We start from the raw sequence: 26,633 nt of genomic DNA on the forward strand, positions 1-26,633 counted from the left end.
TTAAAAATAGATAAACCTATTAAACCTATTTTTTTAATACCCTGTGTTTATACGCAAGGTACCTTACTGCATTTAACTGGCTCAAATTTATCACTGGCTGTCTGTTTGTTGAACCAGTAACAATAACTGCGCGGCCGCTTTAGCATCGTCTAATGCACGGTGATGATTAGTTAAATCTAAATTAAAGTGCGCCGATAAATTCCCCAGTGAGTACGACTTTAATCCCTTAAATGCTTTACGTGATTCAACAACGGTACATAATTTTGGCATTTTTAAGTTAATACCCAGGCCCTCAAGCTCTTTTTTAATAAAGCCATAATCAAAATTAACATTGTGAGCGACAAAAATACTACCCGAAAGCTTATCTAATAAAGTCGAAGCAATGTCGCTAAATATAGGCGCATCACTTACCATGGCATCGTTAATACCGGTTAGTTTGGTAATAAAACGAGGGATGGGCCGCTCTGGATTTATCAGCGTAGTCCATGTATCAATGATGTTGCCTTGCTGTATTTTAACAATACCAATTTCGGTAATTCGGTTCCCCCCTTTTAGTCCCCCCGTCGTTTCAATATCTACCACACTATAAATACGTTTAGGATCTACATACCAGTTTACCGCTGCAATATTTACGATAAAGCCACAGCTTTTTAAATTATCGATACTCACTAGCTGGTTTCTTTTGAGCTTATCGCCAGGTGCTTTAACCTCTTCAAAATGAACGCTATTGTTATCAACAATCATTAAATCGGGATAACCATCTTTTAGCTGTCGGTAGTTCTTTGCCATATTTTTTAAATGCTGAAGTAAAGCCGTTATTGGGCTATTTAATATAAGCATCTCTACTGGCTTTAACACATCTGGATGCCACCTAAATAAGCCATTTGGTTGCTCATAATACTTTGCGGCATGGTCACACACTAAACGCAGCAATTTCTGGGCACTATTACACGCAACCAGCCGCGCTTCTATTTGTGAGGATTGATTTAAATAAAAGGTGTCTGTTTTTAACGCTTGAGGGAAAATATCAAATTCATTACAAGGCGGTGTCGGGGTTTCAATAAAGAGTTCTTGCCAAAAAACCAGCGCAAATAAGCTTTGCCACAAAGTATTTTCAGTATAAAAAACCTGTTTTCCTTGACGAGTGTAGTGATCGCTTACACCTAACTCAACATCGCCACGGTAAAGTTCATCAACGTCTATAATGCAGCGTGTACTGGCTAACATTTCACTGAGTCGCGAACGGGTTTGCTTGTTAAATTTACGCATTAAAAAGTCATCTGCGAAATACAGTAGCTCATCACTAAGCGGGTTTTCTATAATCTTCTCAAGCTGCGCTTTTACCCATTCTTTATTGCCTAAACGGTATTGCTCTCTTATTTGAATTTCTAAGGCTTGTGCATCGTCTTCGCAGGCATTAAGTACATCAAACGCAAGTGTTGGGTTAGTTGTTTTTAGTTGCTTATAAAGTATAACCAGTAACTTGTTTTTTAACTCTTGTGCAATAACCCCTACTGCTACTTCATTTATTAACTGCTTTGCTAGTTCCTCTCTTTCATTGTCATCTTTTGTATTTTTAAGCGTTAGTCGCAAACGGTTTAATGCATAGTTAGACTGCGCTTCCTTTATTGAATCAAAGCGCGATAAGCTTTCATTATGCTCTTGCCTAACAGGTGTTACGCCTAAATCTCGCAATACAAATCGATTTTGATGATTAATATCACCTGCACTGAGCCTGCCAATATATAAAAATTCAAAATACTCGTAATACTCTTCTCTATTATTTATCACGTACTGATTATATAAGTGTGCAAGACACTCTGGCTTAGATTCAAAGAATGAAATAGCTATTTCAACTAAGTTACTTTTAGCAGCGCTTTTTTTTAATAATAGCGTTTGTTCTTGCTTTTCTAACATCTCTATTAAGGCCGGTTTTGTTAGGTGACTTAGTAGTTGCCTATGATCTTTATCAGAGGGTTCTACAATTAACTTTGCCGCTTTTAAGTTAAAAAGTGCTTGGTATGGCGAGCTAATTTCTTCGTAGTTTAATGATTGGGTTTGTACTAAGTAAGGTTTACGAGAATAAATACGCGCCAACATACACTGGCTTTGCTCGTCGAGCGTATTTATTTTATTAATAAATGTAATATGCCTTTGCTCGAGTAAATGCATGCATTTCTCGCTCACAAACGTTAATAGCTCTCTAAAATGTGCCAAATAATATTTCGCTGGTAACTTTTTTCTCATAAAACCGCCCATACTGTATATAAAAACAGTATCTAGCATCTCGTTATTTTTATCAACCCAATAAAATTTTTTATGCATACGTATTACTATTGAAATATCTTTTTTAGCGTGATCACTCTGTGCTAAGGTTGCCAGCAAATTTAGTGCTACTTTAATTACACATAATAAAAATTAGGATTGAACAACATGACAACACAGCATGCAACTAAAGGTGAGCATAGCGCACAGACTAAGTGCTCACTTTTATATGTTATTTTTATATCGGCCGTTGCCGCTATTGGTGGCTTTTTATTTGGTTTTGATTCGGGCGTTATAAACGGCACTGTATCGGCATTAGGTAAGACATTTAATTCAAGCAGTGTTGCAACTGGTTTTAATGTTGCATCTGTATTATTAGGCTGTGCATTAGGGGCATTAGCGGCTGGCCCATTAGCTGATAAGTTTGGTCGTCGCGTTATTATGATTGTTACTGCCATTATATTTGCAGTCAGCGCTTTTGGCTCTGGGATTGCCGACAGTTCCGCTGAGTTTATTTTTTACCGCTTATTTGGCGGATTAGGCATAGGTGCAGCCTCTGTTTTAGCGCCTGCTTATATTGCAGAAGTAGCACCAGCAAGTTTACGTGGTCGTTTAGCGACATTGCAACAACTCGCTATTGTTCTGGGCTTATTTGCAGCCTTTTTAAGTAATTACCTAATTGCTAACGCCGCTGGCGGTGCCGAAGGTATTTTAATGTTCGATTTAGCCGCATGGCGCTGGATGTTTTGGGCTGAACTTGTTCCTGCAGGCTTATTTTTAATTGGTGTACTGTTTATTCCTGAGTCACCGCGTTACCTAGTCGCACAAGGTAAACTTAAACACGCTAAAACTGTATTTAACAAAATCTCAAATGACGATGCTGATACACAAATCAGTGACGTGAAGCAGTCTCTGCAAAGTGATAAAAAACCAAGTATTCGCGACTTATTTATTGATGGCAGTAAAAAAGTACACCCTATTGTTTGGGTGGGTGTGGCTTTATCGGTTTTCCAACAATTTGTTGGTATTAACGTGGTATTTTATTACGGCTCAGAGCTTTGGCAAGCCGCTGGTTTTGATGAATCACAATCACTGTTTATTAATGTACTTGCCGGTACTACTAATATTTTATCTACCTTTATAGCTATTGCTTTAGTCGATAAAGTAGGCCGTAAGCCACTATTATTGGTAGGTAGCATAGGTATGTTTATTAGTTTAAGTGCACTTACCTATACCTTTGGAAGTGCAGGCCTTGATGAAGCAGGCAAGTTAGCACTTAGCGAAAACATGGGTACCTTTGCATTAATAATGGCTAATTTGTTTGTGGTATTTTTTGGCTTAAGCTGGGGCCCTATTGTCTGGGTACTACTTGGTGAAATGTTTAATAACCGTATTCGCGGAGCAGCCCTTGCGGTTGCTGCTAGTGCACAGTGGATAGCTAACTTTGCTATTACTATGACCTTCCCGATTATGCTCGGCAGTATTGGTTTAGCAGGTGCTTATGGCTTTTACACCCTTTCGGCATTTATTAGTGTGTTTTTTGTGGTCAAATACATAAAAGAAACACGTGGCATGAAATTAGAATCTATGTAGTTATATAGCAGCAAAGTAACGAGCTAATCGCTACTTTGCTGCTTTTTTAATAAACCTCAATGAAAGCCCTTTCATTTAACTATCCCGTAAATATCAACAATATTCTTTTTTGCTATATATAATCCTTTAAAATTCCTTTTTGGAATAAAGAAAATTAGCTATTGTCCGCCAATTATTTCTACACAATGCTGATCAAAATGAAACAACTGTTATTATCAAGCCTTACTGTTGCCTGTGCTTTAAGCTCTTTTAATGTATTTGCTACCAATGGCTATTTTACTCATGGCTATGGGATGACTCACAAAGGTATGGCGGGTGCCGGTATAGCCCTATCAGAAGAGCTAATGTCCGGTGCAAATAACCCTGCCACCCTTTTAGTAAATGGCACTGAAATGTCTTTCGGGGTTGAACTATTTTCTCCGAAGAGAAAGTACACCGCTTCATCCGTTGATACATTTTATCCTAACGCCTTTTATCTTGATGCGGACACGAAAAAAAGTGATAACAGTTTATTTGCAATCCCAGAGTTTGCTATTGGTCATCAACTTAATCAGGATATTAATCTAGGGTTACTGGTTTACGCTAACGGTGGAATGAACACAGAGTACACCGCCGAATCAGCTCCTCAAGGTACGTTTTATGGCGGCACCACGGGTGTTGATTTAAAACAATTATTTATTAGCCCAACCATAAGCTATAAATTAAATGAGCAAACGCGTGTAGGCGTATCACCTATCTATGTTGTTCAACAGTTTGAAGCACAAGGGTTGGCAAATTTTGCTCCATTTTCGCAAGCACCAAGTGCATTATCAAATAATGGTACTGACACCAGCACCGGTTTTGGTTTGCAGCTAGGCATAAACCAAATTGTTAATACAACATTTAGCTGGGGCGCAAGTTACCGCTTTGCTGTTTCTATGAGTGAGTTTGATCGTTACAGTGGTTTATTTGCAGAGCAAGGTGGCTTTGATTTACCCAGCTCTATTCAACTTGGTACAGCGTGGCAGTTTTTACCATCTCACCAAGTCGTATTTGATTGGCAAAAAATAAATTACAGTGAAGTTGAAAGTATCGCTAATCCAATCACTAATTTAATGTCAGCACCTCTAGGCTCTAAAGCCGGTGCAGGTTTTGGCTGGCATGATATGAGTATTTATAAGCTTGGCTATCAATGGCAACGCACATTGGAACAAAAGATTCGATTTGGAGTCTCTTATACCGAGCAACCCATTCCATCGTCTGAAATTTTATTTAATATTTTAGCCCCGGGTGTGCAAGAATGGCACTTCACGGCAGGGATCAGTCACGCAATTAGTGACACCATGCAATTTAATGCGATGGCATTTTATTCACCCTCTAAAAATGTAACTGGTGCAAACTATTTAGCGCCTAATCAACTGTTATCAATTTCAATGGAGCAATCGGGTTTAGGTATATCCCTTGCTTGGAGAATTTAAACTATGACAACCGAATTCACGCCGCTATCCGCCGCCATTGGCGGTGGCCTAATTGGCTTAGCCTGCGCCCTATTGCTAATATTTTTTGGTAAAATTGCGGGTATTTCAGGCTTGATCAAGTCGCTATTCAACCCTTTTACTAAATCATCTCGTTGGAAGTTATGTTTTATAGCGGGATTGGTATTAGCGGGTGTGTGTGTGCAAATATTTAAGCCTGAGTTATTAGTGGGCGAATTAAACTTATCCCCCTCGATGATTATAATTGCAGGGCTTTTAGTGGGTATTGGCACCTCATTAGCGAATGGCTGCACCAGTGGTCACGGTGTCTGTGGTATGTCGCGTTTTTCTGCTCGTTCATGGGTATCAACCTGTACATTTATGGCAATCGCCATTATCACCGCTAATTTAGTAGGATAAACCATGCAGTTAATTATTACGCTTATTCTGGGATTTATATTTGGTTTAGGGCTTATTATTAGTGGCATGACTAACCCAGACAAAGTACTTAACTTTCTTACCTTTAATAAACACTGGGATGGAAGCTTAATTATTGTCATGGCCGTGGCGATGACTATTATGATGGGGGCTTGGTTTTGGCTCACTAAAAAAGACACTCCTTTATTTAGTGAAAAGCTCAGCTTGAGCGACTTTAAACAGGTTGATATGCGCTTAATTACTGGCTCGGTTTTATTTGGTTTAGGTTGGGGTTTAAGTGGTATATGCCCAGGTCCAGGGCTGGTGCAGCTTGTGTCACTTAAAACAGAGTTTTGGTTATTCTTTGCAGCCGTACTAGGCGGTATGTGGCTGACCAAAAAAGTATGATGTGGACTGCCGAGCTTAGCTCGGCAGCTTTAAAAACGACGGTAATTTGTTAGCTTCCCTGCCAATAATCCCCAATAAAATAGCAAGCGCCCACTTATTCCGCTGAGACGTCATGTTGACCCTTATTTAATACTTTTAGCGCAATATAATCATCAACTTTAATTATTGCTCACGTATTAGCTATTGACTATAAAGGTAAAAGTTTAGCTAAGTGGGTATGATCTAGAATTAGTGTACGAATAATATAAATAAGAAATATTGCAAAATGAATAAATGGAATTTTTATACACCCAAATGAGGAATTTGGGTGGCAGTCTTACCAGCCACATCTCGGCACACACGTCACAAACTGTGGCTGCTCCCTTCCGGGCCTGACCAGGTTCGCCTGCTAGTGTTGCGAGAGGACCAATAAGACTACCATTGAGGGCCTTGGTTGGCGCGATTGAGATTATCTCTACTTTTGCTCTGTTATTCAAGGGATAATCAAAAAAGAAAGTGCGATTGCATACTTCATATACAATCGCAGTCTATTTAGGTGTTAAAGCGATTATTAATTGCTCTCTAACTCAGCTTTAATATTACGTAGTGCCGCTTTTACTTTTTTCATGTTCTCTGGGCCCATGCGTAAAAGTTGCTTTTGCGCCGCGGGTAATTGTTCCCATTCAGAAAATGCATACTGATAAGTCACTGAGTCACGTAATAGAGGTAAGCTGCCTTTTGGCTCAGGAGTATCAAGTAACAGGTCAATGGCATCTTCAAGTGTTTGAGTAAACTCATCATCACCATAGCCAATTTCAGTGTATGCGCTATTGATTAGCGGTTTATATTCTTCATATAAGCGCACGGTTTGTGCTGCACTCATACTTGTTAATATTTTTACATACGGGGTATAGCGTTCATAACTATTAGGGTCAATTATTAAAATATCGCCTTCGATTACACGAAAACCCTCTTCTAATTTTGCAACTGGGGTGTGCTTGGTAGCCACTTTGCCTTTTGCTAAATTATCGATAAACACCACACCACGACGAATAACATCATCATTTAACACTAAGCTCATCGCTACATCACCCAAGTATTCATCTAATTTTGCAATGACTACAGGGTCGCTGTCGTTTAACGTTGGTAAAGGCACAATCTCGGCTTCGGGCTCAACCTCTGGACGCTGAGCTGGAACGGCTAATTCGGCAGGTTTTTCAGGTTTAACAGAAGGCGCACCTACCACAGGGTCGTTTTCAGGCTTTAGCTCCATAATAGGTTGCTCTTTTACCGGTTCTTCAACCTGCATTACTGTTTTTGGAGATTCACTTGGTTTTAATAAAACAAACGCAGCGGCAATAATGATGACTAGTAAAATAACCCCTGCAAAGATAAGGTTGTTATTCGGCGGACGTTTTTGAACATCTGATTCTGATGGTTTATCTGACATACGAACTCCATAAATATAAAAATGCGATGCTGTTTAGAGTACTCTAAACAGATTAAATTCATTAACTCCACTAATTATTTATTAATGTAGCTAATGTATCCTTTGATTCTTCTAGCTTAAAGACTTACAGTGCATAAATAAAGTAAAGACAGTGAACAGTTTAAATACGTAACATGAAAATTAAGCAAGTCGATCCTAGTAAACCTAAAATTGCCTTATTACTTACAGGTGGTGGTGCCCGAGCGGCTTATCAAGTCGGCGTATTAAAAGCATTAGCGCAAAGTATGCCAAGAACCGCTCCGCTGCCATTTAGAGTGATAAATGGAACCTCTGCCGGCGCAATTAATTCTACGGCGTTAGCGTGTTACGCTTCATGTATGCATTTAGCAGTTAGAAAACTAGAAACAGTTTGGAAAAACTTTTCCACCTCAATGGTATACAAAAGTGACTTCTTTAGTGTGTTTGGTCATATTACGCGTAATATTTTAACCAGTTTTCAGTCTGAGCATATAAACCATCCTCCGGCGAGCTTGCTGAATAATCGACCACTTAGAAAACTGTTAAACGATATTCTTGATTTACATCGAATTGAACGTAACTTACATCGTGATTACTTAGAGGCGCTGTCGATTACGGCATCCAGCTATACAACAGGCGATTCTGTTGCTTTTTTTCAGTCAAATACGCAGCATTCTTGGCAACGAGCCAAACGCGAAGGTCGCGCTACGCGTATCAATGTTGAGCATTTAATGGCCTCAAGTGCTATTCCTATGGTGTTTCCTAGTGTAAATATTTATAACCATTACTTTGGCGATGGTTCAATACATCAGCTTTCACCTTTAAGCCCTTCTATTCACTTAGGGGCCAATAAAATATTTATTATTGGTGTTGAACAACCTAAAGAACCTCATCCTCCGGGTTACTCTGCGCATTTCCCAGGTCTTTCAGCAGTAGCAGGTCACTTACTCGACAGTGTATTTACCGATACCATGCAGTCTGATTTAGAACGCTTAGACAGAATAAATCGTACGCTAGGGCTATTACCCGATAAGCAAAAGCATCAAGAACTAAAACAAATAGATAGCTTTATTATTAATCCTTCGCAAAACTTTAATGCTATTGCAGCGCAGTACTATGATGATATGCCTTGGGCAATTAAAGTGTTACTGCGTATGATAGGGGTGAAAAAACGTTCTCAGTCGAGTTTAACCAGTTACTTATTGTTTGAAAAACGCTACACCCAACACTTAATTCAGATTGGTTATGACGACGCAATGGCTCAACTGCCTGAGATAAGAAAGTTTTTAGAGCTAGACTAGGGGCTGTTAATCTTTAAAGGTTAACAGGCTCTAACTCACTCAATGCCATCGAGTAAGTAGTGTTCAACATGCTCTACTCGCCTAGGTTTGCCTTGTAGCACTAAAATATCGTTTGCGTATAATATGGTATGATCTTGTGGCATATCCATTTCCTCCCCCTCACGACGCAATGCCTTAATTAGCACTTTTCTTTTACCTAAATTAAGCTCGCTAATAGCCTTATTTACCGCAAATGCTTTATCCGGCAAAGCAATAACATGTAAATACTCTAAGCGTTCGGGCAAGTTGGTATCGCTTTCGATATTTTCGCCTGCAAAAAAGCTTTGCAATAACTTATAGCGGTTGCGCCTCTCGCTACTTACTCGGCGAATTATTCGACTCATTGGCACACCTGACATAGATAATACATGTGAGACCAGCATTAAACTTGCTTCGAGCGCTTCAGGCACAACCTCAGTGACGCCTAAATCTTTTAAGCGCTCTAACTGGCTGTCGTCGCGGGTTCTTATAAGTATTTTTACCTTAGGAGCAACCTGCTTAATAGCATCAATTACTATTTGAGTTTGTTGAAATTCCGTAAAGGTAATAATCACTAAGCGTGCCCGCTCCACCCCAGCACACTTTAAAATATCTTTTTGTTCGACGTGACCAAACAATAAAGGCTCACCCGCCGCTTTTCCTTCCTGTACTAAAATGGGATCGCTTTCAATGGCCACATAATCAATAGCCTCTGGCGATAAAAAGCGAGCAATGGTTTGCCCTACCCGAGAAAACCCACATATAACTACATGGTTATGATAAAGCGGACTGCTTTGCGGCTCGTCTTCATAGGTAAACTTAGCGCGCTCTAACATTCCCAGTCGCTTTAAAATAAAGGGAGTCTTATCGATTAAATACGGGGTGAGTGCCATAGAAATTACGCCCATGGCAATTAAAAATGAGACTTGCTCCACATTTAGTAAGTCATGCTGTGCTGCGAGTGCTATTAACACAAAACCAAACTCACCCATTTGCCACAACATAATAGCGCACGCTAACGCGTCTTGTTTTCGCTCACCCATAAACAAAGACGAGACGGTGACTATGGCAATTTTTAAAATTAAAATACCGACTAAGGCTGCAATAATGATTCCTGTATTATCAAATACAAAGCTTATATCTAGCTGCATACCTACGGTGACAAAAAATAGCCCCATTAAAATATCACGAAACGGGCGAATATCCGCTTCTAACTGATGGCGATAATGGCTCTCCCCAAGCATCATACCCGCTAAAAAAGCCCCTAATGCCATTGATAAGCCAAATGAATAAGTCAGTAAACCCGCAAATAAAGCAACTAATAAAGTGGTTAATACAAACAGTTCATCGCTTTTTGCTAATGCCACTTCATTAAAGACGTTAGGTAAAACCCATTTACCGATAGCCCATAACAACACACATACAAACGCACCTTTAGTGAGTGCGAATAACAAAGCCCAACCAATACCATTTGAGTCATTGCTGGCAAACAAAGGCAAAATAATCAGTAATGGCACAACGGCAATATCTTGAAATAATAAAACGCCGATTGCCAATTGCCCTCTGCGTTTATTTAAATCACCGCTCTCTTTTAATAATTTAGCAACTACGGCGGTAGAAGAGAGCATAATAATAATGCCAATAGTAAAACTGGTTAATAAATTAAAATTTAATAAATACAGGATCACTATCAGCAAAACACTACTGACAAATACTTGCAACGACCCTAAACCAAATACAATGTTACGCATAGCCATTAAGCGCGATACAGAAAACTCCAAACCTAAACTAAATAGCAAAAATACAATACCTAGCTCTGCAATAAAGTCCATTTCATGGCTTTGTGTCATCCATCCAACACCATGACTACCCGCGAATAAACCCACAGCCAAGTAAGCCAACACAGGGGGAAGCCCTATGCGCTTAAATAGCCATACAAATAAAACCGCAGCGACTAAAAGTCCAAAAACCTGAGCATTAATGCTTTGCAAAGCAAACCTTTTAACAATCTATGGAGTGTGACTTAACTATAGCAACCACATAAGTTTCAGCCAGAATTAAAATGTGGCACGCGATCTGCTTAATTTATAAAAGTAATACTATAGGGGGAAAAATAGTGGAAAACGTGCATATTTTGACACAACGTATCTCTGGCCGCGGTGAATTTTTGCCGTTCTCAGCAGAGCAATACAATAGCAATACACCAACAGCTCTGCATGAGCTGTCAGCTAAACTACAAACTAGCTTAGTACTGGAAGATATTTTAGGCACATTTGCAAACTTTGCAAAACAACTGCTTAATTTTTCTGGAGTACACTTTCAAACTGCGCATATTGATGTGAAAACACCCAATAGTAATGTTGAAAACCCAGCCTACTCATTTGATCTAAAGGTAGAAAATGAACATTTAGGCACTCTCACTTATTACACCAAATACCCGCTTAGTGCGGCTATTGAAAAAAAACTACAACAGTTTCACAGTGTATTAATTTATCCACTGCGTAATGCAATAATGTACAACCGTGTATTAAAGCTGGCAACTAAAGACTCATTAACAGGGTTAAACAACCGTAGTCAATTTAATGACATGTTGCTACAAAAGCTTGAAAATCATAGACGTAACGGCCATCAATTTAGTTTAATGCTACTTGATTTAGACAACTTCAAACAAGTTAATGACAACTATGGTCATAAAATTGGCGATGACGTTTTAAAAGAATTTGCAGCTGTACTATCTAGCAGTATAAGAGGCACTGATTCTGTGTTTCGTTTTGGTGGCGATGAGTTTTCAATACTAATTGAAGACCCTGCTTTTACTACCAATAAAGTGGTGTCTGAGCGTATTATGCGTTTGGTAAGAAACTCTCCGATTATGTCTAAATACGATGTCACTGCCAGTATTGGCTTTACACTGACTAACAACGGCGACTGCCATAACGAGATATTTTCTCGTGCGGATAAGGGCTTATATAAAGCAAAAGCTTCTGGGCGAAATTGCGCAAAAGCTTATTAAGCAATAAAAACATAACGCTTCAAAAGCCTAGCCTCCCCCGCTGGGCTTTTTTACGCTACTTTTTTAATATAAAGTACTTATAAATTAGCAGCATGGCACAAAAACCAAAAAAGAAGCCACTGAGTAAATTAAGTAATGCGGCAATTGTCGCAAGCGGTGTAAAAAGCACTAACAGTAAGGGCATACTCACCCCTAGAATGAAAAATACGCCCCCCTTACCTAACCAATAAGCAAGTAAAATGGCGGCACATACCATCCCGCCCAACACAGCGTAGCCTAATGTAATTATATTAAGGGTTAAAAATACATTTGCTAATGCTGCAATTAAAAAGGTAATTAGCATGCCAATAGGCGCTTTATTAACAAGTGACAGCCCAACATGAGGTTGTTGACTCATGATTTATACTCCCAAATAACTCCATTCTCATCTTTATGGTTATCACTAACAAAATAACCAACCACTTGAACTAGCTCATCATTGTAAAAAATTAATGGAATATGAGCACGCAGCCAAGGAGCTACTTTTGCATCTTTAAACCAATGTTTAAGGCTATTACTGCCTGGTTTTTTGAGTGGTTTAATACGCTCACTATTACAGTTAAAACGAACACTGACTTGTTCATCAGGTTTAGGGGCGCGTATACCTATTCCCTGCAGGCATTGTAGTATTTGTCCGTCATTCAGCACTAGTTCGCGACTTGTTACGCGTTCAATATTTACGGCTAAAGGCGTCGGCTGCACAAAATAAAGTAAACCTTGATGGCGACGTATTTGCCCATCGCTTAGCTCAATTTTTATTTGTGCATCAGCTTGTGCATGAATGGCTTGGCTCATTATTTGTGTTAATTGCTTTTGTGAGGGCATAGTGTGGCTAAATAATGCCAGCCACGCGCGTAATACATTAGCAGTGCGGCCAGCGCTGTAATCAGACAGCTTATGTAATTCAAGTGCTTGATGTTGATTAATGCACTGAGCGAGATCTTGCTGGGTATACTCATCCAGTAGTGCTTGCTGCTGCTGTAAAAGCTCAATACTTCGTGCTGTACACTGCTCAAACCCAGTAAAACGTTCTGCCAACTTTGGCACTATCTGTTGACGCAAAAAATTACGCTCAAAGCGTTCATCCGAGTTTGATTCATCGGTAATATGACTAATATTAAATTGTTGGGCAAATGCTTCTATTTCACTGCGCTTTATTGCCAGTAATGGCCTAAAACACTCACGACCACTCTCAAGCACTCTGATTGGCTGCATAGCACCCAGCCCTTTTAAGCCTGAACCACGTTTTAATCGCAGTAAAAAAGTCTCTATTTGATCGTTTAGATGCTGACCTAGCAAAATGACACTACCACTGGGGCTGTATTCATCAAGCGCTTGATAACGCACTTTGCGGGCTTGTGCTTCAATACTGGTTCGCGATTGTTGCTTTACCGTGACTTGCGCCGCTTTAAAGTTAATTGCTAGCTGCTGACAACGTGCATAACAAAATTGCTGCCAATGAAATGCGTTTTCACTTAAACCATGATTTACATAAATTGCGCTTAAATTTAATTGCGGGTACTGCTGTTTTAACCCATGCATTATGTGTAACAACACCACCGAATCTACGCCACCAGATAAGGCCACAGTAAATGTGAATTGCCCGTTTTCTATATACTGATTAAGGGCTTGTTGTACCTGCAAATAAATTTGTGATGTGTGCATTAATATAACCAATGAGTAAATTACTAATAGCCCTGATAATAAAGGCTCTACGTTAAGGCATTTTAAAACAAAAAAAGCCGCATAGGCGGCTTTTTTCTCTATTTAGCTATTTTTAGCAATAACCAAACGACATTAAACGCTTGTAACGTTGGTCCAGCATCTCTTCAAGCGATAACGCTTGTAAGTCTGCTAAATCGCGCTTAAGGCGAACTTTTAAATTACGTGCCATGGCATCATAATTACGGTGTGCACCGCCTAATGGCTCATCAACTAGATTGTTGATTAAATCTAGCTCTTTAACACGCTCGGCTGTTACACCCATTGCTTCTGCTGCAAGTGGCGCTTTATCAGCACTTTTCCATAAAATAGAAGCACAGCCTTCTGGTGAAATAACTGAGTAAGTGCTGTATTGCAGCATGTTTACTCTGTCGCCGACACCTATCGCTAACGCACCACCTGAACCACCTTCACCAATAACAGTACAAATTGTTGGTACTTTAAGTCCGGCCATTACTTTTAGGTTACGTGCAATTGCTTCAGACTGACCACGCTCTTCAGCGCCAACACCCGGGTATGCACCCGGGGTGTCGATAAAGGTCATGATTGGCATTTTAAAACGCTCAGCCATTTCCATTAAGCGCAATGCTTTACGGTAACCCTCTGGTTTTGGCATGCCAAAATTACGTTTAATTTTTTCAGCAGTACCACGGCCTTTTTGCTGACCGATCACCATAACTGGTTCACCATCTAAACGGGCCACGCCGCCTAAAATTGCAGGGTCGTTAGCAAACGTACGATCACCCGCAAACTCGTCAAATTCTGTAAAAATACGCTCGATGTAATCTCGAGTATAAGGACGCAGCGGATGACGTGCTAGCTGTGATACTTGCCAAGCGCCAAGTTCAGAGAAAATTTTCTCCTTCATTTGTGCGCTCTTTTCTTTAAGTTTGCTGACTTCCTCTTCTAATCCAAGGTCTAATTCGCCAGCGCGGCTTACATTTTGTAATTCTTCAATTTTTGCTTCTAATTCTGCAATTGGAAGCTCAAAATCAAGATAATTGAGGCTCATGCTCTAAACTACCTAATTAGTTAAATTCTAGTTCTACATTTTGCGCTGCCATCAGCGATAACTTATGAATTAAGTCGTCACTCGGCGTAACACACCATTCGATCCCTAGGGTTAATTGCACCAACGCATCGGGGCGTTGATAATATACCTTGATCGGACACGTTCCCATTTTGTATGGTTCGAGTACTTTTTGTAATTTATCGAAGAAACCAGCCTCGATCTGCACCATATTCAGCGTCATCTTAATCGCTTTTATACGCTTTTCACGCGCCTGAGCAATGGTGTTTATTTCTCTGGCGGTCATTGTAATACCACCAGAGAAGTTATCAAAGCTGACCTGTCCGGATATCACCAAAATATTATTGATTTGCAACATATCTTGGTACATTTCAAACTGTTCTGGAAACAAGCGTACATCAATTCGGGCGCTTTTGTCATCTAAAGTTATCAAGCCCCAGCGATTTCCTTTTTTATTAATTAAGGTTCTCGCGGCAATCACCAAACCTGCCCCAGTTGAGACTACATCACGGTTAGTAGGTTGCAAATCAATGAGTCGACCACTGGTATAATGCCCAAGCTCTCGTCGATACTGGTTTATAGGGTGGCCTGTTAAATAAAGGCCTAAGGTGTCTTTTTCACCGTCAAGCCACTGGTTATCTGTGAGCGGTGTGGCTTTAATAAACGCTTGCTCTACTTCATCAGGCTCTGTGGCCAGTAAACCAAACAAGTCACTTTGTCCTAATAGCTCAGCTTTATTGTGCTGATCGGCTGCGCGCATTGCATCTTTTAAGCTAGCTAGTAGTGTTGCTCGCCCAGGTTGAGTTTTTTCAGGCCCTAGCTGATCTAATGCACCTGCATAAATTAATTTTTCGGTAACGCGTTTATTTAAGCGTTTTAAATCAACACGCGCACAAAAATCAAATAAATCCTTAAATGGGCCGCCTTTCGCTCGCGCCTCTAATATGGCATCAACCGGCGCTTCACCCACGCCTTTAATTGCTCCTATACCGTAAACAACTTCACCTTGAAGATTAACAGTAAACTTGTATTCACCAGCGTTTACATCGGGCGGTAACAAAGTGAGTTTCATGTTTTCACACTCATCCACCAGCGTTACTATTTTGTCGGTGTTATCCATATCGGCCGACATTACCGCCGCCATAAACTCGGCCGGATAATGGGTTTTCATCCACAGCGTTTGATACGATACCAATGCATAAGCTGCTGAGTGAGATTTGTTAAAACCATAACCCGCAAACTTTTCAACCAAGTCGAATATTTTTATCGCCAGCTCGCCATCAATGCCATTATTACGCGCACCCTCTTCAAAGGTTGAGCGCTGTTTTGCCATTTCTTCGGGCTTTTTCTTACCCATGGCACGACGTAACATATCGGCGCCGCCCAGTGTATAACCGGCCAGCACCTGCGCTATTTGCATAACTTGTTCTTGATACAAAATAATGCCGTAAGTCGGCTCAAGAATAGGCTTTAAACTTTCGTGTTGATACTGCGCATCGGGATATGAGATTTCTTCTCTGCCGAGCTTTCGGTCGATGAAGTTATCTACCATGCCTGATTGCAGCGGACCCGGGCGGAACAAGGCAACAAGGGCTATCATATCTTCGAAGCAATCGGGCTTTAATCGGCGAACTAGGTCTTTCATGCCGCGTGATTCTAGCTGGAATACGGCGGTGGTTTCAGCGCGCAGCAGTAGTTCTATACTTTTTTTATCATCCAGTGGAATAGTGTTGATATCAACCGGCTGTTTGCCTTCACGCTTTAAGCGTTCATTGGTCATATCCACTGCCCACTGCAAGATGGTCAGCGTACGTAAGCCTAAAAAGTCAAACTTAACCAAACCGGCGGTTTCTACATCGTTTTTATCAAACTGAGTAACCGGAAACTTGCCTTCATCATCACAATAAAGCGCAGCAAAGTCGGTAATCGTGGTCGGCGATATTACAACGCCCCCAGCGTGTTTACCGGCATTACGGGTACAACCCTCAAGAATACGACACATGTCGATTAAGTCTTTAACTTCTTCATCGCCGTCGTAGGCTTCTTGCAAACGGGGTTCAACTTCAAACGCTTTAGCCAAGGTCATTCCCGGATCGCCCGGAATAAGCTTAGAAATACGATCAACAAATCCATACGGATGACCAAGTACACGGCCTACATCGCGTATAACCGCTTTAGCCGCCATAGTACCAAAGGTAATAATTTGCGATACCGCATCACGGCCATATAAAGCCGATACATGATCAATTACTTCATCACGTCTATCCATACAAAAATCGACGTCAAAGTCGGGCATAGAAACACGTTCTGGATTCAAGAAACGCTCGAATAGTAAATCGAACTCTAGTGGATCAAGGTCGGTAATCTTAAGCGCATAAGCTACTAAAGAGCCCGCACCTGAACCACGCCCAGGACCTACAGGAATATTATTATCTTTACTCCATTGAATAAATTCCATTACGATCAAGAAGTAGCCTGGGAATCCCATTTGGTTAATTACATCGAGCTCAATTTTTAAACGCTCATCGTATTCGCCGCGTTTTTCTTGGCGTTCTTGTTCATCAGGGAATAAAAACTGTAGTCGTTCTTCAAGGCCATCTTGTGAGACTTTAACCAAAAACTCATCAATTTTTAGTGAGCCTGTGGGGTAATCTGGTAGGAAATACTCACCTAGTTGAACGGTTACATTACAGCGTTTTGCGATTTCTACGGTGTTTTGTAACGCCTCTGGAATATCACTAAATAGCTCTGCCATTTGTTCTGGCGTTTTTAGGTATTGCTCTTGTGAAAAACGCTTTGGTCGGCGTTTATCATCTAGGGTATAACCATCAAAAATAGCCACCCGAATTTCATGGGCTTCAAAGTTTTCTGGCTTTAAAAATACCACTTCATTGGTAGCCACCACTGGCAGTTGCTCTGTGGCTGCAAGCTCCACTGCCATATGCAAATAATTTTCTTCTTGAGCACGGTTGGTGCGAATAAGCTCAATATAATAATGATCGCTAAAGTGCTGCTTATAAAAGCTTACCACCGACTCAACAATAGCGGGGTTGCCTTTTATTAATGCTTTTCCTAAATCGCCATCCTTAGCACCCGAGAGTATGATGAGCCCCTCTTTTAAATCAACTAACCATTCACGGTCAATTACTGGGCGATGAAACACATGACCACGTTGGTAAGCTTTAGAAATCAATAAAGTAATATTTTTATAGCCAGTGTTATCTTTAGCTAATAACGTTATCCGGCTTGGCTCATCAGGAAACTCAGGACTACGTACCCAAAAGTCAGCGCCAACAAGTGGCTTGATACCTGCGTTATGCGCTGCGCCATAAAAACGCACTAAACCACAAAAGTTCATTTGATCGGTAATTGCCAGCGCTGGCATTTCAAGCTCTTGTGCTTTAGCAACAATTGGTTTGGTTTTTGCCAAACCATCAACCATCGAAAAGTCTGAGTGCACTCGTAAGTGAACAAAATCAGGAGCTGCCATAATTACTCCTTACCCGAAAGCGCAAGTACATGCTGCACCGGTTTAAAGCTCTTACGATGCTCATCTATAGCACCGTATTGTTCAAGCGCTGCAAAGTGTGCTTTAGTCGGATACCCTTTATGCCCTGCAAACCCATACTGTGGATAGCGCGCATCAAGTTCAATCATTTCATCATCACGGGCCACTTTTGCTAAAATAGACGCGGCTGATATTTCAGCGACTAAGCTATCGCCTTTCACCACTGCTTGAGCAGGCATAGCCAATTTAGGAAGGCGGTTTCCATCTACAAACACAAATTCAGGCACTGTGCTAAGTGCTTCCACCGCGCGGCTCATGGCAAGCATGGTGGCTTGTAATATATTTAGCTCATCTATTTCGCTTGGGCTACAACGACCAATGGCGTAACACAGTGCTTTTTCTTTTATTTCGATGGCTAATAATTGGCGTTTTTTATCCGTTAATTTTTTAGAATCGGCAAGGCCTGCGATTGGCTTAGCGGGATTTAAAATAACAGCGGCAGTAACCACATCACCCACCAGCGGTCCACGACCCACTTCATCTACGCCGGCAATTAGGGTTATATTAGGTCGTTCAATTTGCATTTATTAACTCCGCCACTGCATTTGCAGCTTGTTTACTTGCATCTAATCTAATTTTTTCATGTATGGCTAAAAAGCGGGCTTTTAATTCTTTATTATCGCTATTTAGCATAGGAGTGAGTGCCGCGGTTAAATTAGCCACATTACACTCACTTTGTAAAAACTCTGGTACTAATTCTTCGTCTGCCAATAAATTTGGAAGCGAAAAATATTTAATATTAAAGGTAAATAAGGTTTTAAAAATCAAATAACTTAGTGGTTTAATTTTATAACCAACCACCATTGGCTTTTTGTATAACATGCCCTCAAGCGTTGCCGTACCTGATGCCAGTAATATAGCATCGGCGGCTTGCATAGCTAAATTTGATTGGCCATCTAGTAAGTTAACATTAAGTGAGGGCGCTGTGGCATTTAAAATAGCAATAAACTGCGCTTTGCGCTTTTCGTTCACCAGTGGCACAACGACTTTAAGCGCTGGGTTCTGTGCTTGCAACTGAGACGCTGTTTTTATGTAGGTTTCACTTAACAAGCCCACTTCTGAGCCCCGGCTCCCGGGTAATAACGCTAACACCTTGTCATCAGCACTTAAGCCTAGTTGGCTGCGAGCTTGGCTATCGTCGTGCTCAAGTGCAATGTCGTCGGCTAATGTATGGCCTACAAAAGTACAAGGTACTTGGTGCTTGTCGTAAAATTCTTTTTCAAAAGGTAATAAAGCTAATACTAAGTTAGTGGCTGCACTTATAGTGTGAATACGTTTTTCACGCCACGCCCATACTGAAGGGCTAACATATTGCACAGTTTTAATGCCCGCATCTTTTAATGGTTTTTCTACACGTAAATTAAAATCGGGCGCATCAATGCCTATAAACACATCAGGCGGATTATCAATAAAATGCTGTACTAACTGTTTGCGGATTTTTAGCAAGCGCGGTAAACGGCCTAGGACTTCAACCAACCCCATAACCGACAGTTCATCCATATCAAACAGCGTTTTGCAGCCTTGAGCTTGCATTTTAGGGCCTGCAATACCCTCAAAGATTGCATCAGGAAAATGCGCTTTAAGCGCTTTAATGAGCCCTTCACCTAAAATATCGCCCGACAGTTCACCTGCCACAATACCAATTCGTAGTTGTTTTTTATCTTTTTTCATTTGCTATTTTTTCACAAGTAAACCCGGCGTTCATGCCGATTAGTTTACCGTGTTTTAAGGCTAGGTTAAACGCTTAAAACACACCACTTTTTTATCGCTTACTCTTAATTGATGATTGCGTATTTTATAGACTGATTTAATGTCATAGTATATTAAAGTTTTCTAATATACATATTGACAAAAATTGTACTAACACTAATAATGACGCAAACTTTCAGAAATTACTGAAAGTTTATTAAATTATTGACAATTGCTTTGTGCTGTCACTGCATCACAACCAAAGGAGCCAAAAATGATAGATGAAACCTTTGTGGATCTATCGCGATTACAGTTTGCTGTCACCGCTCTATTTCATTTTTTATTTGTGCCGTTAACAATCGGTATGACCTGGATTTTAGTTATTATGGAATCGGTTTATGTTATGACCGGTCGCGAGATTTATCGTGATATGACTAAGTTTTGGGGCAAGTTATTTGGTATTAACTTTGCTATTGGTGTGGCTACCGGCCTCACTATGGAATTTGAGTTTGGTACTAACTGGTCGTATTACTCTCATTATGTGGGTGATGTATTTGGTGCACCACTGGCTATTGAAGGCTTAATGGCCTTCTTTTTAGAATCAACCTTTGTGGGGATGTTCTTTTTAGGCTGGGATAGGCTCTCTAAACGCCAGCATTTAGGGGTAACATTTTTAATGGCGCTGGGCACTAATATGTCTGCGCTGTGGATTTTAGTTGCTAATGCGTGGATGCAAAACCCAGTCGGCGCAGAGTTTAACTATCAAACCATGCGTATGGAAATGACCAGTTTTGCAGAGCTGGTATTTAACCCTGTAGCACAAGTTAAGTTTATTCATACCGTGTCTGCAGGTTATGTTGCCGCCTCTATGTTTGTACTTGGAATTAGTAGCTGGTACATATTAAAAGGACGTGATTTAGCATTTGCTAAACGTTCGTTCTCGGTGGCATCAGGCTTTGGTTTAGCCTCTATTTTATGTGTTATTTTACTCGGTGATGAATCTGGCTACGAAGTCGGTGAAGTTCAAAAAGTAAAACTCGCCACCATTGAAGCGGAATGGCATACCGAAGAGGCCCCCGCCGCTTTTACCATGCTCGGTATTCCTGACTCCGAAGAGCAAGTAACTCATGCTGCGGTTAAAATTCCTTACGCATTAGGTATTATTGCAACGCGCTCACTTGATGAACAAGTAATTGGTATTTCAGATCTTGAGAAAAAACACGAGAAGCGTATTCGCAATGGCATGATTGCTTATGAATACCTAGAAAAACTTCGCGCAGGTGACGATACCCCTGCAAATATCGAAAAGTTTGATAACGTGAAAGATGATTTAGGCTATGGCCTATTACTGAAACGTTATACCCCTAACGTGGTAGATGCCAGTGAGGCACAAATACAACAAGCCGTTAAAGACTCCTTCCCTAAAGTGGGCCCTATGTTTTGGTCATTTAGGATCATGGTTGGCTGTGGTGTAATTATGCTTGGCGTATTCATCCTTTCTTTTTATTACAACGCCCATCGTATTATTGAACAAAAACGTTGGTTGTTGTGGGCGGCGGTATTGAGCATTCCTCTGCCTTGGATTGCCATTGAATTTGGTTGGATTGTGGCTGAATATGGCCGTCAACCATGGGCTATTTCTGAAGTATTACCGACCTTTTTAGCAACGTCATCGCTGACGGTTAATGATATTTTAATTAGCTTAACTGGTTTTATTATTTTCTATACTGGACTGGCGATTGTTGAAGCATGGTTAATGATTAAATTTATTAAGCAAGGCCCAAGCTCCCTTCATACCGGTAAGTACCATTTTGAATTACCTGATCACAGCACGGCTGCTAAAGGAGAACTATCATGATTTTTGATTATGAAACATTAAAAATGCTCTGGTGGTTAATTATTGGTGTGCTGTTAATTGGTTTTGCCATTACCGATGGTATGGATATGGGCGTTGCTATGTTGCTACGCTTAGTCGGAAAAACAGATTCTGAACGCCGTACCGTTATTAACACTATTGGCGCCCATTGGGATGGTAACCAAGTATGGTTTATAACCGCAGGTGGCGCTTTATTTGCAGCATGGCCTATGGTGTATGCGGCAGCATTTTCTGGTTTTTACTTTGCCATGATGCTGGTGTTATTTGCATTATTTTTTAGACCTCTAGGCTTTGATTATCGCTCTAAAGTTGACTCTAAACGCTGGCGTAATAACTGGGACTGGGGCTTATTTGCCGGCAGTGCCATACCTGCCCTAGTATTTGGTGTAGCGTTTGGTAACTTATTTTTAGGCGTGCCGTTTCATATCGATAATTTATTAAGAGTCAGTTACCAAGGTTCGTTTTTTGCCTTGCTTAATCCGTTTGCGCTTATTGCCGGCTTGGTAAGTATTACCATGTTAGTGGCACATGCGGGCATGTGGTTACAACTGCGCACAGCTGATCAAGTTGCTGAGCGCTCAGGACAATACGGTCGCTACTCATTACTTGCCTTTATAGTGTTATTTGCGGCAGCTGGTGTGTGGGTTGCCAATCTAACGGGTTATCAAATTGCCTCTATGGGTGACACCCAAGGTCATGCAGATCCACTGGCTAAAGTAGTTACCACTGCTCAAGGCGCATGGCTTAATAACTACAGTGAACGCCCATGGACAATGACCTTCCCTATTTTGGCATTTTCGATGGCACTGTGTGCACTGCTGTTTTCTAAATTGAATAAGCCCGCTTTGGGATTATTAGCAACCAGTGTGATGTTAATTGGGGTGATTATGACTGCGGGCGTTTCGTTATTTCCGTTTATTATGCCTTCAAGCAACAACCCTGATATTAGCTTAACAATTTGGGATGCGGTATCGAGCCACAGAACACTCAATGTTATGTTTATTGCTGTGGTTATATTTGTGCCACTTATTCTAGCCTACACCACCTGGTGTTATGTGAAAATGTGGCGCAGAGTGACCGTTGATGAAATTGAAAATAACCCTCACGGCAGTTATTAAGGAGACTAAATTATGTGGTATTTCGCGTGGATTTTAGGTGTACTGCTTGCTTGTACCTTAGGCGTTATAAACGTGATGTGGTATGAATTTCATCAAAATAAAAACAGCATTGCTGATGATGAACAAGCCACCCATGATTTACTAAACGAGCATAATACAAATCACAATGACGACTAATCCCCGACCAAATCGCGCGCAGCAACAACCCCTGCGCGCTTTTTTAAAACAGCAGAGTAAACCGGCTGCAATGTGGTTAAAGCTAAGCATTGCACTTGGCACAGTTAATGCGATTTTAATGATTGCAGGTGCTTATTTACTCGCGCAAACCATTCATGAGGTGATGTTTGAAGGGCATAGTTTAGCCCAAGTAACCCACTATTTATGGCCTTTAGCGGGTATTATTTTACTGCGCGCCATTTTCTTAGCGTTAAGTGAGCGCTTGAGCGCATTTGCTACCCTTAAAATTAAATCGGCTATTCGCCAAACCTTACTCGATAAACTCACACAACTCGGCCCAAGTTATATAGAGCAACATGGCCAAGGTGCAACGCTCAACACGCTGCACAATGGCGTAGAAGCACTGCATGACTACTATGCAAAGTACTTACCTGGGGTTGCCTACAGTGCGCTTATTCCTATTGCAATATTAGTGGTTATATTTCCGACCGATTATAAAGCGGGACTGATATTTTTATTAACCGCACCACTTATTCCGTTTTTTATGATTCTAGTTGGTCATAAGGCAGAAGCGCTTAACCAAAAGCGCTGGCAACAACTGGCGGTATTAGGCAACTACTTTTTTGACCGCATACAAGGGCTTACCCAACTAAAACTATTTAATGCCACACGCAAAGAACTCAAACAAATCGCGCGTATTTCCGATGATTTTAGGCATGCAACTCTAAGCGTGTTAAAAATTGCTTTTTTATCTTCTTTTGCACTGGAGTTTTTAGCCACAATTAGTGTGGCACTGGTAGCGGTAATTATTGGCTTTAGATTATTTTTTGGCACCCTAGATTTTGCTACTGGCTTTGTAGTGCTGTTACTAGCACCTGAATTTTATTTACCCCTTCGCCAATTAGGCAGCCATTACCATGCACGCCTGCAGGGAATTAGTGCTGCTGCAGATATGTTGATTATTTTAAATGCACCACTGCCCGAAAATGATGATAGCCACATAGCGAATATCAATATTGATGCTAACAATACTATAAGCATCCATGAGCTCAACTTTAGTTACCCTAATAGCAATGAGGGAATAAATAATATTAATTTAATCCTGCCAAGCACAGGACTAGTAGCCATTGTCGGAGCTAGCGGCTCAGGTAAGAGCACCCTACTTGATTGCATGCTTGGTTTTCACCCAGAAGTAATACAACACATATCCATTGGACAACAACCATTGACGACAGCGGATATAAGCCAATTACAACAAAACATTGCATGGATCCCACAAAAGCCAACCTTATTTTACGACACCCTAGCCGCCAACATAAAATTAGGTAACCCAGACGCTTCATATGAAGCACTTGTACATGCTGCAGAGCAAGCAGGTGCGCTGGAATTTATTAACGAGCTACCCGATGGCTTTAACACCTTAATAGGTGAGCAAGGTGAAGGGCTATCTGGCGGGCAAAAACAGCGTATAGCATTAGCTCGTGCATTTTTAAAACACGCCCCTATTCTAATGCTCGATGAGCCAACCGCTCATTTAGACAGTCAAACTGAACAGCTCATTCAAAACGCAATTGCTGAGTATGCAAAAAACCACTTGGTGATCACCATCGCACATCGCTTAAATACAGTAAAAAATGCTAAGCAACTTATCGTTATGGAAAACGGCTGTATCGTTCAACAAGGCGATTTTAAAGCGCTCAGCCAGCAATCTGGCGAATTTGCAAAGCTGCTAAAAACAGCAAAACAAGGGGTAACTAATGGCTAATTTTATTCGTTTACTCAAATTGTGCCGCCCTCATTATAAAGCGATGCTTTTAGGGACGTTTCTAGCGTCACTCACGGTGCTAGCTAATGTAGGCTTACTCGCTATTTCAGGCTGGTTTTTAGCTTCTATGGCAGCCGCAGGAATTGCCGGCGTCCATATGAACTACTTTACCCCAGCTGGCACCATCCGCTTTTTAGCGATTGTGCGCACCGCCTCACGTTACGCTGAACGCTTAGTTACTCACAACGCCACATTTTTATTGTTAAGTGAAATACGAGTAAACATGTTCGCCACACTCAGCAAGCTTAATAACCTTGATTTAGCTATGAGCCGCAGTGCCGATTTAGTTAATCGCTTGCAAAACGATGTAGACGCATTAGATAAGTTTTATTTAAATGTGTTGCTGCCGATGTTAGTAGCTTTACTGACTGTGCCTATTATTATGCTGTTTATGTCAGCCTACAATGTAAATGTCGCCCTTATTTGTTTTGTTGGGATTATTATTATTGGGGTGATTATACCGGCAATATTAAGTAAGCAATTAGATAAAAATAGTCACCAAGAAACCTTACTTAGTGCACAACTTAGAGCAGAGCTATCAGACACCCTTACGGGCCTTAGAGAACTAAATATTTATCAAGCTCGAAACCAACAACTCACTAAGTGTGATCTGTTAAGTGAGCAGTATAATCAGCAATTATTTATTCGTCATAAGGCTCTTGGCAACGCTGATGGCTTAAGCTTACTCATAGTGCAATTAGCTATGCTTTCCAGCATTGTTACTATTGTGCCGCTAGTGTTTAGCGGTGCTATGGTCAATGTAGAGCTGGCGATGTTGAGCCTGTTTGTGCTTGCCAGTTTTGAAAGCGTATTGTTACTGCCTAACGCCTTTATTGAGCTTCCTAATGTACTAAAAGCAGCTGAGCGACTCTTTATTCTTGAAGACAAAACGCTTAGCACAAACAATGTATCAACCACAGATATTGAGCTATTAAGTAAGCACTGGGCTTTGTCGTTAAATAATGTCAGCTATCACTATGGCCAAAAGCAGGCATTAAATAATGTGAGTTTTGAGCTCCCCGCGAAGCAAAAAGTAGCTATTGTTGGTAGAAGCGGCAGTGGTAAAACTACCTTAGTGAATTTGCTCAGTAGTTTATGGCCACTGCAGCAAGGAACAATAAACTTACAAAGCGGCAAAGAAATCATAAACCTACATGAGTTAAATAATGAGTGTCGTGCAAAAACATTAAATATTTTAGCGCAGCAGCATCATATTTTCGATGGCACATTAAGCGAAAACCTTGCTTATGCAGCTCCCGATGCAACCTCGCAACAAATGATAGCAGCATTAACACAGGCAGAACTTGGTGGTTGGTTCTCTGAGCTCAAACAAGGGCTGAAAACCCGTTTAGGTGCCGGCGGGCGAAATGTGTCTCAAGGTCAATCAAGACGTATCGCCTTGGCACAGGCCCTGCTGCAAAAACCCGCCATTTTAGTACTCGATGAACCGACTGAAGGGCTCGATAATATTTCTAAACAAGCTGTTATGAATAGTGTTTTACAGCTAAAAGAGCATGCCAGTGTATTAACAATTACTCATGATCCAGCATTGTTATCGCAAATGGATAGTGTTATCTGGTTAGATAGTGGACAAATCATCGCTCAAGGTTCACATCAAAAATTGCTCAATGAACACCCTGACTATGTGGCGTTAACAACCCGCTTTTAGCCCT

Annotated in this window: 20 protein-coding genes and 1 other RNA gene; 11 read left to right on the top strand and 10 right to left on the bottom strand. The window is 40.9% G+C overall.

Going from position 1 to position 26,633, the window contains the following annotated elements; translation table 11 throughout:
- Window positions 1-90: 90 nt before the first annotated feature.
- Window positions 91-2,247 carry an exonuclease domain-containing protein gene (locus AC27JR_RS12075; RefSeq protein ID WP_487173798.1) on the bottom strand — a complete coding sequence of 719 codons (2,157 nt, stop codon included), beginning with the start codon at window positions 2,245-2,247 and terminating at the stop codon, window positions 91-93.
- 186 nt (window positions 2,248-2,433) lie between these two features.
- Here AC27JR_RS12075 and AC27JR_RS12080 point away from each other — a divergent pair, with 186 nt between their 5' ends.
- From AC27JR_RS12080 to AC27JR_RS12095, 4 genes are all read left to right on the top strand, one after another.
- Window positions 2,434-3,858 carry a sugar porter family MFS transporter gene (locus tag AC27JR_RS12080; protein ID WP_487173725.1) on the top strand — a complete coding sequence of 475 codons (1,425 nt, stop codon included), beginning with the start codon at window positions 2,434-2,436 and terminating at the stop codon, window positions 3,856-3,858.
- 197 nt (window positions 3,859-4,055) lie between these two features.
- Window positions 4,056-5,315 (top strand): OmpP1/FadL family transporter, encoded by a 1,260-nt coding sequence (locus AC27JR_RS12085; protein ID WP_487173727.1) that lies wholly within the window; start codon window positions 4,056-4,058, stop codon window positions 5,313-5,315.
- Between the two features lie 3 nt (window positions 5,316-5,318).
- Complete coding sequence (locus tag AC27JR_RS12090; protein ID WP_487173729.1) at window positions 5,319-5,732, top strand: YeeE/YedE family protein; 414 nt, start codon at window positions 5,319-5,321, stop codon at window positions 5,730-5,732.
- Between the two features lie 3 nt (window positions 5,733-5,735).
- The gene (locus AC27JR_RS12095) at window positions 5,736-6,137 is read left to right on the top strand and encodes a DUF6691 family protein (protein WP_487173731.1); all 402 of its coding nucleotides are present in this window, start codon (window positions 5,736-5,738) and stop codon (window positions 6,135-6,137) included.
- Window positions 6,138-6,451: 314 nt separating this feature from the next.
- Here AC27JR_RS12095 and ffs read toward each other — a convergent pair.
- Together ffs and AC27JR_RS12105 are read right to left on the bottom strand one after the other, a co-directional pair.
- Window positions 6,452-6,548, bottom strand: an RNA gene (gene ffs, locus AC27JR_RS12100) — signal recognition particle sRNA small type.
- Between the two features lie 139 nt (window positions 6,549-6,687).
- Window positions 6,688-7,566 (bottom strand): DUF3014 domain-containing protein, encoded by an 879-nt coding sequence (locus AC27JR_RS12105; RefSeq protein ID WP_487173732.1) that lies wholly within the window; start codon window positions 7,564-7,566, stop codon window positions 6,688-6,690.
- A 173-nt stretch (window positions 7,567-7,739) separates the two neighbouring features.
- Here AC27JR_RS12105 and AC27JR_RS12110 point away from each other — a divergent pair, with 173 nt between their 5' ends.
- A complete protein-coding gene (locus AC27JR_RS12110) occupies window positions 7,740-8,885 on the top strand; it encodes a patatin-like phospholipase family protein (protein WP_487173733.1) in 1,146 nt (381 codons plus the stop codon).
- Between the two features lie 35 nt (window positions 8,886-8,920).
- Here AC27JR_RS12110 and AC27JR_RS12115 read toward each other — a convergent pair whose 3' ends face one another.
- Entirely contained in the window at window positions 8,921-10,894 is a 1,974-nt protein-coding gene (locus AC27JR_RS12115) for a monovalent cation:proton antiporter family protein (protein WP_487173734.1), read from the bottom strand.
- 125 nt (window positions 10,895-11,019) lie between these two features.
- On the opposite strand from AC27JR_RS12115, the gene AC27JR_RS12120 reads away from it, so the two are divergent.
- A complete protein-coding gene (locus AC27JR_RS12120; protein WP_487173735.1) occupies window positions 11,020-11,916 on the top strand; it encodes a GGDEF domain-containing protein in 897 nt (298 codons plus the stop codon).
- Between the two features lie 55 nt (window positions 11,917-11,971).
- Here AC27JR_RS12120 and AC27JR_RS12125 read toward each other — a convergent pair whose 3' ends face one another.
- The 6 genes from AC27JR_RS12125 to lpxB form a co-directional block, all read right to left on the bottom strand.
- Entirely contained in the window at window positions 11,972-12,313 is a 342-nt protein-coding gene (locus AC27JR_RS12125; RefSeq protein ID WP_487173737.1) for a hypothetical protein, read from the bottom strand.
- A complete protein-coding gene (gene tilS / locus AC27JR_RS12130; protein WP_487173738.1) occupies window positions 12,310-13,620 on the bottom strand; it encodes a tRNA lysidine(34) synthetase TilS in 1,311 nt (436 codons plus the stop codon). Before tilS ends, AC27JR_RS12125 begins: the two co-directional genes overlap by 4 nt.
- A gap of 112 nt (window positions 13,621-13,732) precedes the next feature.
- Window positions 13,733-14,689, bottom strand: a complete 957-nt coding sequence (accA, locus tag AC27JR_RS12135; protein ID WP_487173739.1) for an acetyl-CoA carboxylase carboxyl transferase subunit alpha — start codon at window positions 14,687-14,689, stop codon at window positions 13,733-13,735.
- Between the two features lie 16 nt (window positions 14,690-14,705).
- A complete protein-coding gene (dnaE, locus tag AC27JR_RS12140) occupies window positions 14,706-18,197 on the bottom strand; it encodes a DNA polymerase III subunit alpha (protein WP_487173740.1) in 3,492 nt (1,163 codons plus the stop codon).
- Between the two features lie 2 nt (window positions 18,198-18,199).
- Window positions 18,200-18,799 (bottom strand): ribonuclease HII, encoded by a 600-nt coding sequence (gene rnhB, locus AC27JR_RS12145; protein ID WP_487173741.1) that lies wholly within the window; start codon window positions 18,797-18,799, stop codon window positions 18,200-18,202.
- On the bottom strand, window positions 18,789-19,946 hold the full coding sequence (lpxB, locus tag AC27JR_RS12150) for a lipid-A-disaccharide synthase (RefSeq protein WP_487173743.1): 1,158 nt from the start codon (window positions 19,944-19,946) through the stop codon (window positions 18,789-18,791). The genes rnhB and lpxB overlap by 11 nt, the downstream gene beginning before the upstream one ends.
- A 292-nt stretch (window positions 19,947-20,238) precedes the next feature.
- Here lpxB and AC27JR_RS12155 point away from each other — a divergent pair, with 292 nt between their 5' ends.
- From AC27JR_RS12155 to cydC, 5 genes are read left to right on the top strand one after another with little or no spacing between them, the layout of a single operon-like run.
- Window positions 20,239-21,822, top strand: coding sequence for a cytochrome ubiquinol oxidase subunit I (locus AC27JR_RS12155; RefSeq protein WP_131691335.1), 1,584 nt, complete (start codon window positions 20,239-20,241; stop codon window positions 21,820-21,822).
- Entirely contained in the window at window positions 21,819-22,958 is a 1,140-nt protein-coding gene (gene cydB, locus AC27JR_RS12160; protein WP_487173745.1) for a cytochrome d ubiquinol oxidase subunit II, read from the top strand. The genes AC27JR_RS12155 and cydB overlap by 4 nt, the downstream gene beginning before the upstream one ends.
- Window positions 22,959-22,970: 12 nt before the next feature.
- A complete protein-coding gene (gene cydX, locus AC27JR_RS12165; protein WP_008110965.1) occupies window positions 22,971-23,135 on the top strand; it encodes a cytochrome bd-I oxidase subunit CydX in 165 nt (54 codons plus the stop codon).
- Window positions 23,125-24,900 (top strand): thiol reductant ABC exporter subunit CydD, encoded by a 1,776-nt coding sequence (gene cydD / locus AC27JR_RS12170; protein WP_487173746.1) that lies wholly within the window; start codon window positions 23,125-23,127, stop codon window positions 24,898-24,900. Before cydX ends, cydD begins: the two co-directional genes overlap by 11 nt.
- On the top strand, window positions 24,893-26,629 hold the full coding sequence (gene cydC, locus AC27JR_RS12175; protein WP_487173747.1) for a thiol reductant ABC exporter subunit CydC: 1,737 nt from the start codon (window positions 24,893-24,895) through the stop codon (window positions 26,627-26,629). Before cydD ends, cydC begins: the two co-directional genes overlap by 8 nt.
- Window positions 26,630-26,633 lie beyond the last annotated feature (4 nt).

It is taken from the genome of Pseudoalteromonas sp. NH0006-26, from assembly GCF_057552415.1.

Coding starts and splice junctions, on each gene's coding strand:
- AC27JR_RS12095 (WP_487173731.1), top strand. CDS start 5,736: ATGCAGTTAATTATTACGCTTATTCTGGGATTTATATTTGGTTTAGGG.
- AC27JR_RS12125 (WP_487173737.1), bottom strand. CDS start 12,313: ATGAGTCAACAACCTCATGTTGGGCTGTCACTTGTTAATAAAGCGCCT.
- AC27JR_RS12105 (WP_487173732.1), bottom strand. CDS start 7,566: ATGTCAGATAAACCATCAGAATCAGATGTTCAAAAACGTCCGCCGAAT.
- tilS (WP_487173738.1), bottom strand. CDS start 13,620: ATGCACACATCACAAATTTATTTGCAGGTACAACAAGCCCTTAATCAG.
- AC27JR_RS12075 (WP_487173798.1), bottom strand. CDS start 2,247: ATGAGAAAAAAGTTACCAGCGAAATATTATTTGGCACATTTTAGAGAG.
- dnaE (WP_487173740.1), bottom strand. CDS start 18,197: ATGGCAGCTCCTGATTTTGTTCACTTACGAGTGCACTCAGACTTTTCG.
- AC27JR_RS12110 (WP_487173733.1), top strand. CDS start 7,740: ATGAAAATTAAGCAAGTCGATCCTAGTAAACCTAAAATTGCCTTATTA.
- cydD (WP_487173746.1), top strand. CDS start 23,125: ATGACGACTAATCCCCGACCAAATCGCGCGCAGCAACAACCCCTGCGC.
- rnhB (WP_487173741.1), bottom strand. CDS start 18,799: ATGCAAATTGAACGACCTAATATAACCCTAATTGCCGGCGTAGATGAA.
- accA (WP_487173739.1), bottom strand. CDS start 14,689: ATGAGCCTCAATTATCTTGATTTTGAGCTTCCAATTGCAGAATTAGAA.
- cydX (WP_008110965.1), top strand. CDS start 22,971: ATGTGGTATTTCGCGTGGATTTTAGGTGTACTGCTTGCTTGTACCTTA.
- lpxB (WP_487173743.1), bottom strand. CDS start 19,946: ATGAAAAAAGATAAAAAACAACTACGAATTGGTATTGTGGCAGGTGAA.
- AC27JR_RS12085 (WP_487173727.1), top strand. CDS start 4,056: ATGAAACAACTGTTATTATCAAGCCTTACTGTTGCCTGTGCTTTAAGC.
- AC27JR_RS12155 (WP_131691335.1), top strand. CDS start 20,239: ATGATAGATGAAACCTTTGTGGATCTATCGCGATTACAGTTTGCTGTC.
- AC27JR_RS12090 (WP_487173729.1), top strand. CDS start 5,319: ATGACAACCGAATTCACGCCGCTATCCGCCGCCATTGGCGGTGGCCTA.
- cydC (WP_487173747.1), top strand. CDS start 24,893: ATGGCTAATTTTATTCGTTTACTCAAATTGTGCCGCCCTCATTATAAA.
- cydB (WP_487173745.1), top strand. CDS start 21,819: ATGATTTTTGATTATGAAACATTAAAAATGCTCTGGTGGTTAATTATT.
- AC27JR_RS12080 (WP_487173725.1), top strand. CDS start 2,434: ATGACAACACAGCATGCAACTAAAGGTGAGCATAGCGCACAGACTAAG.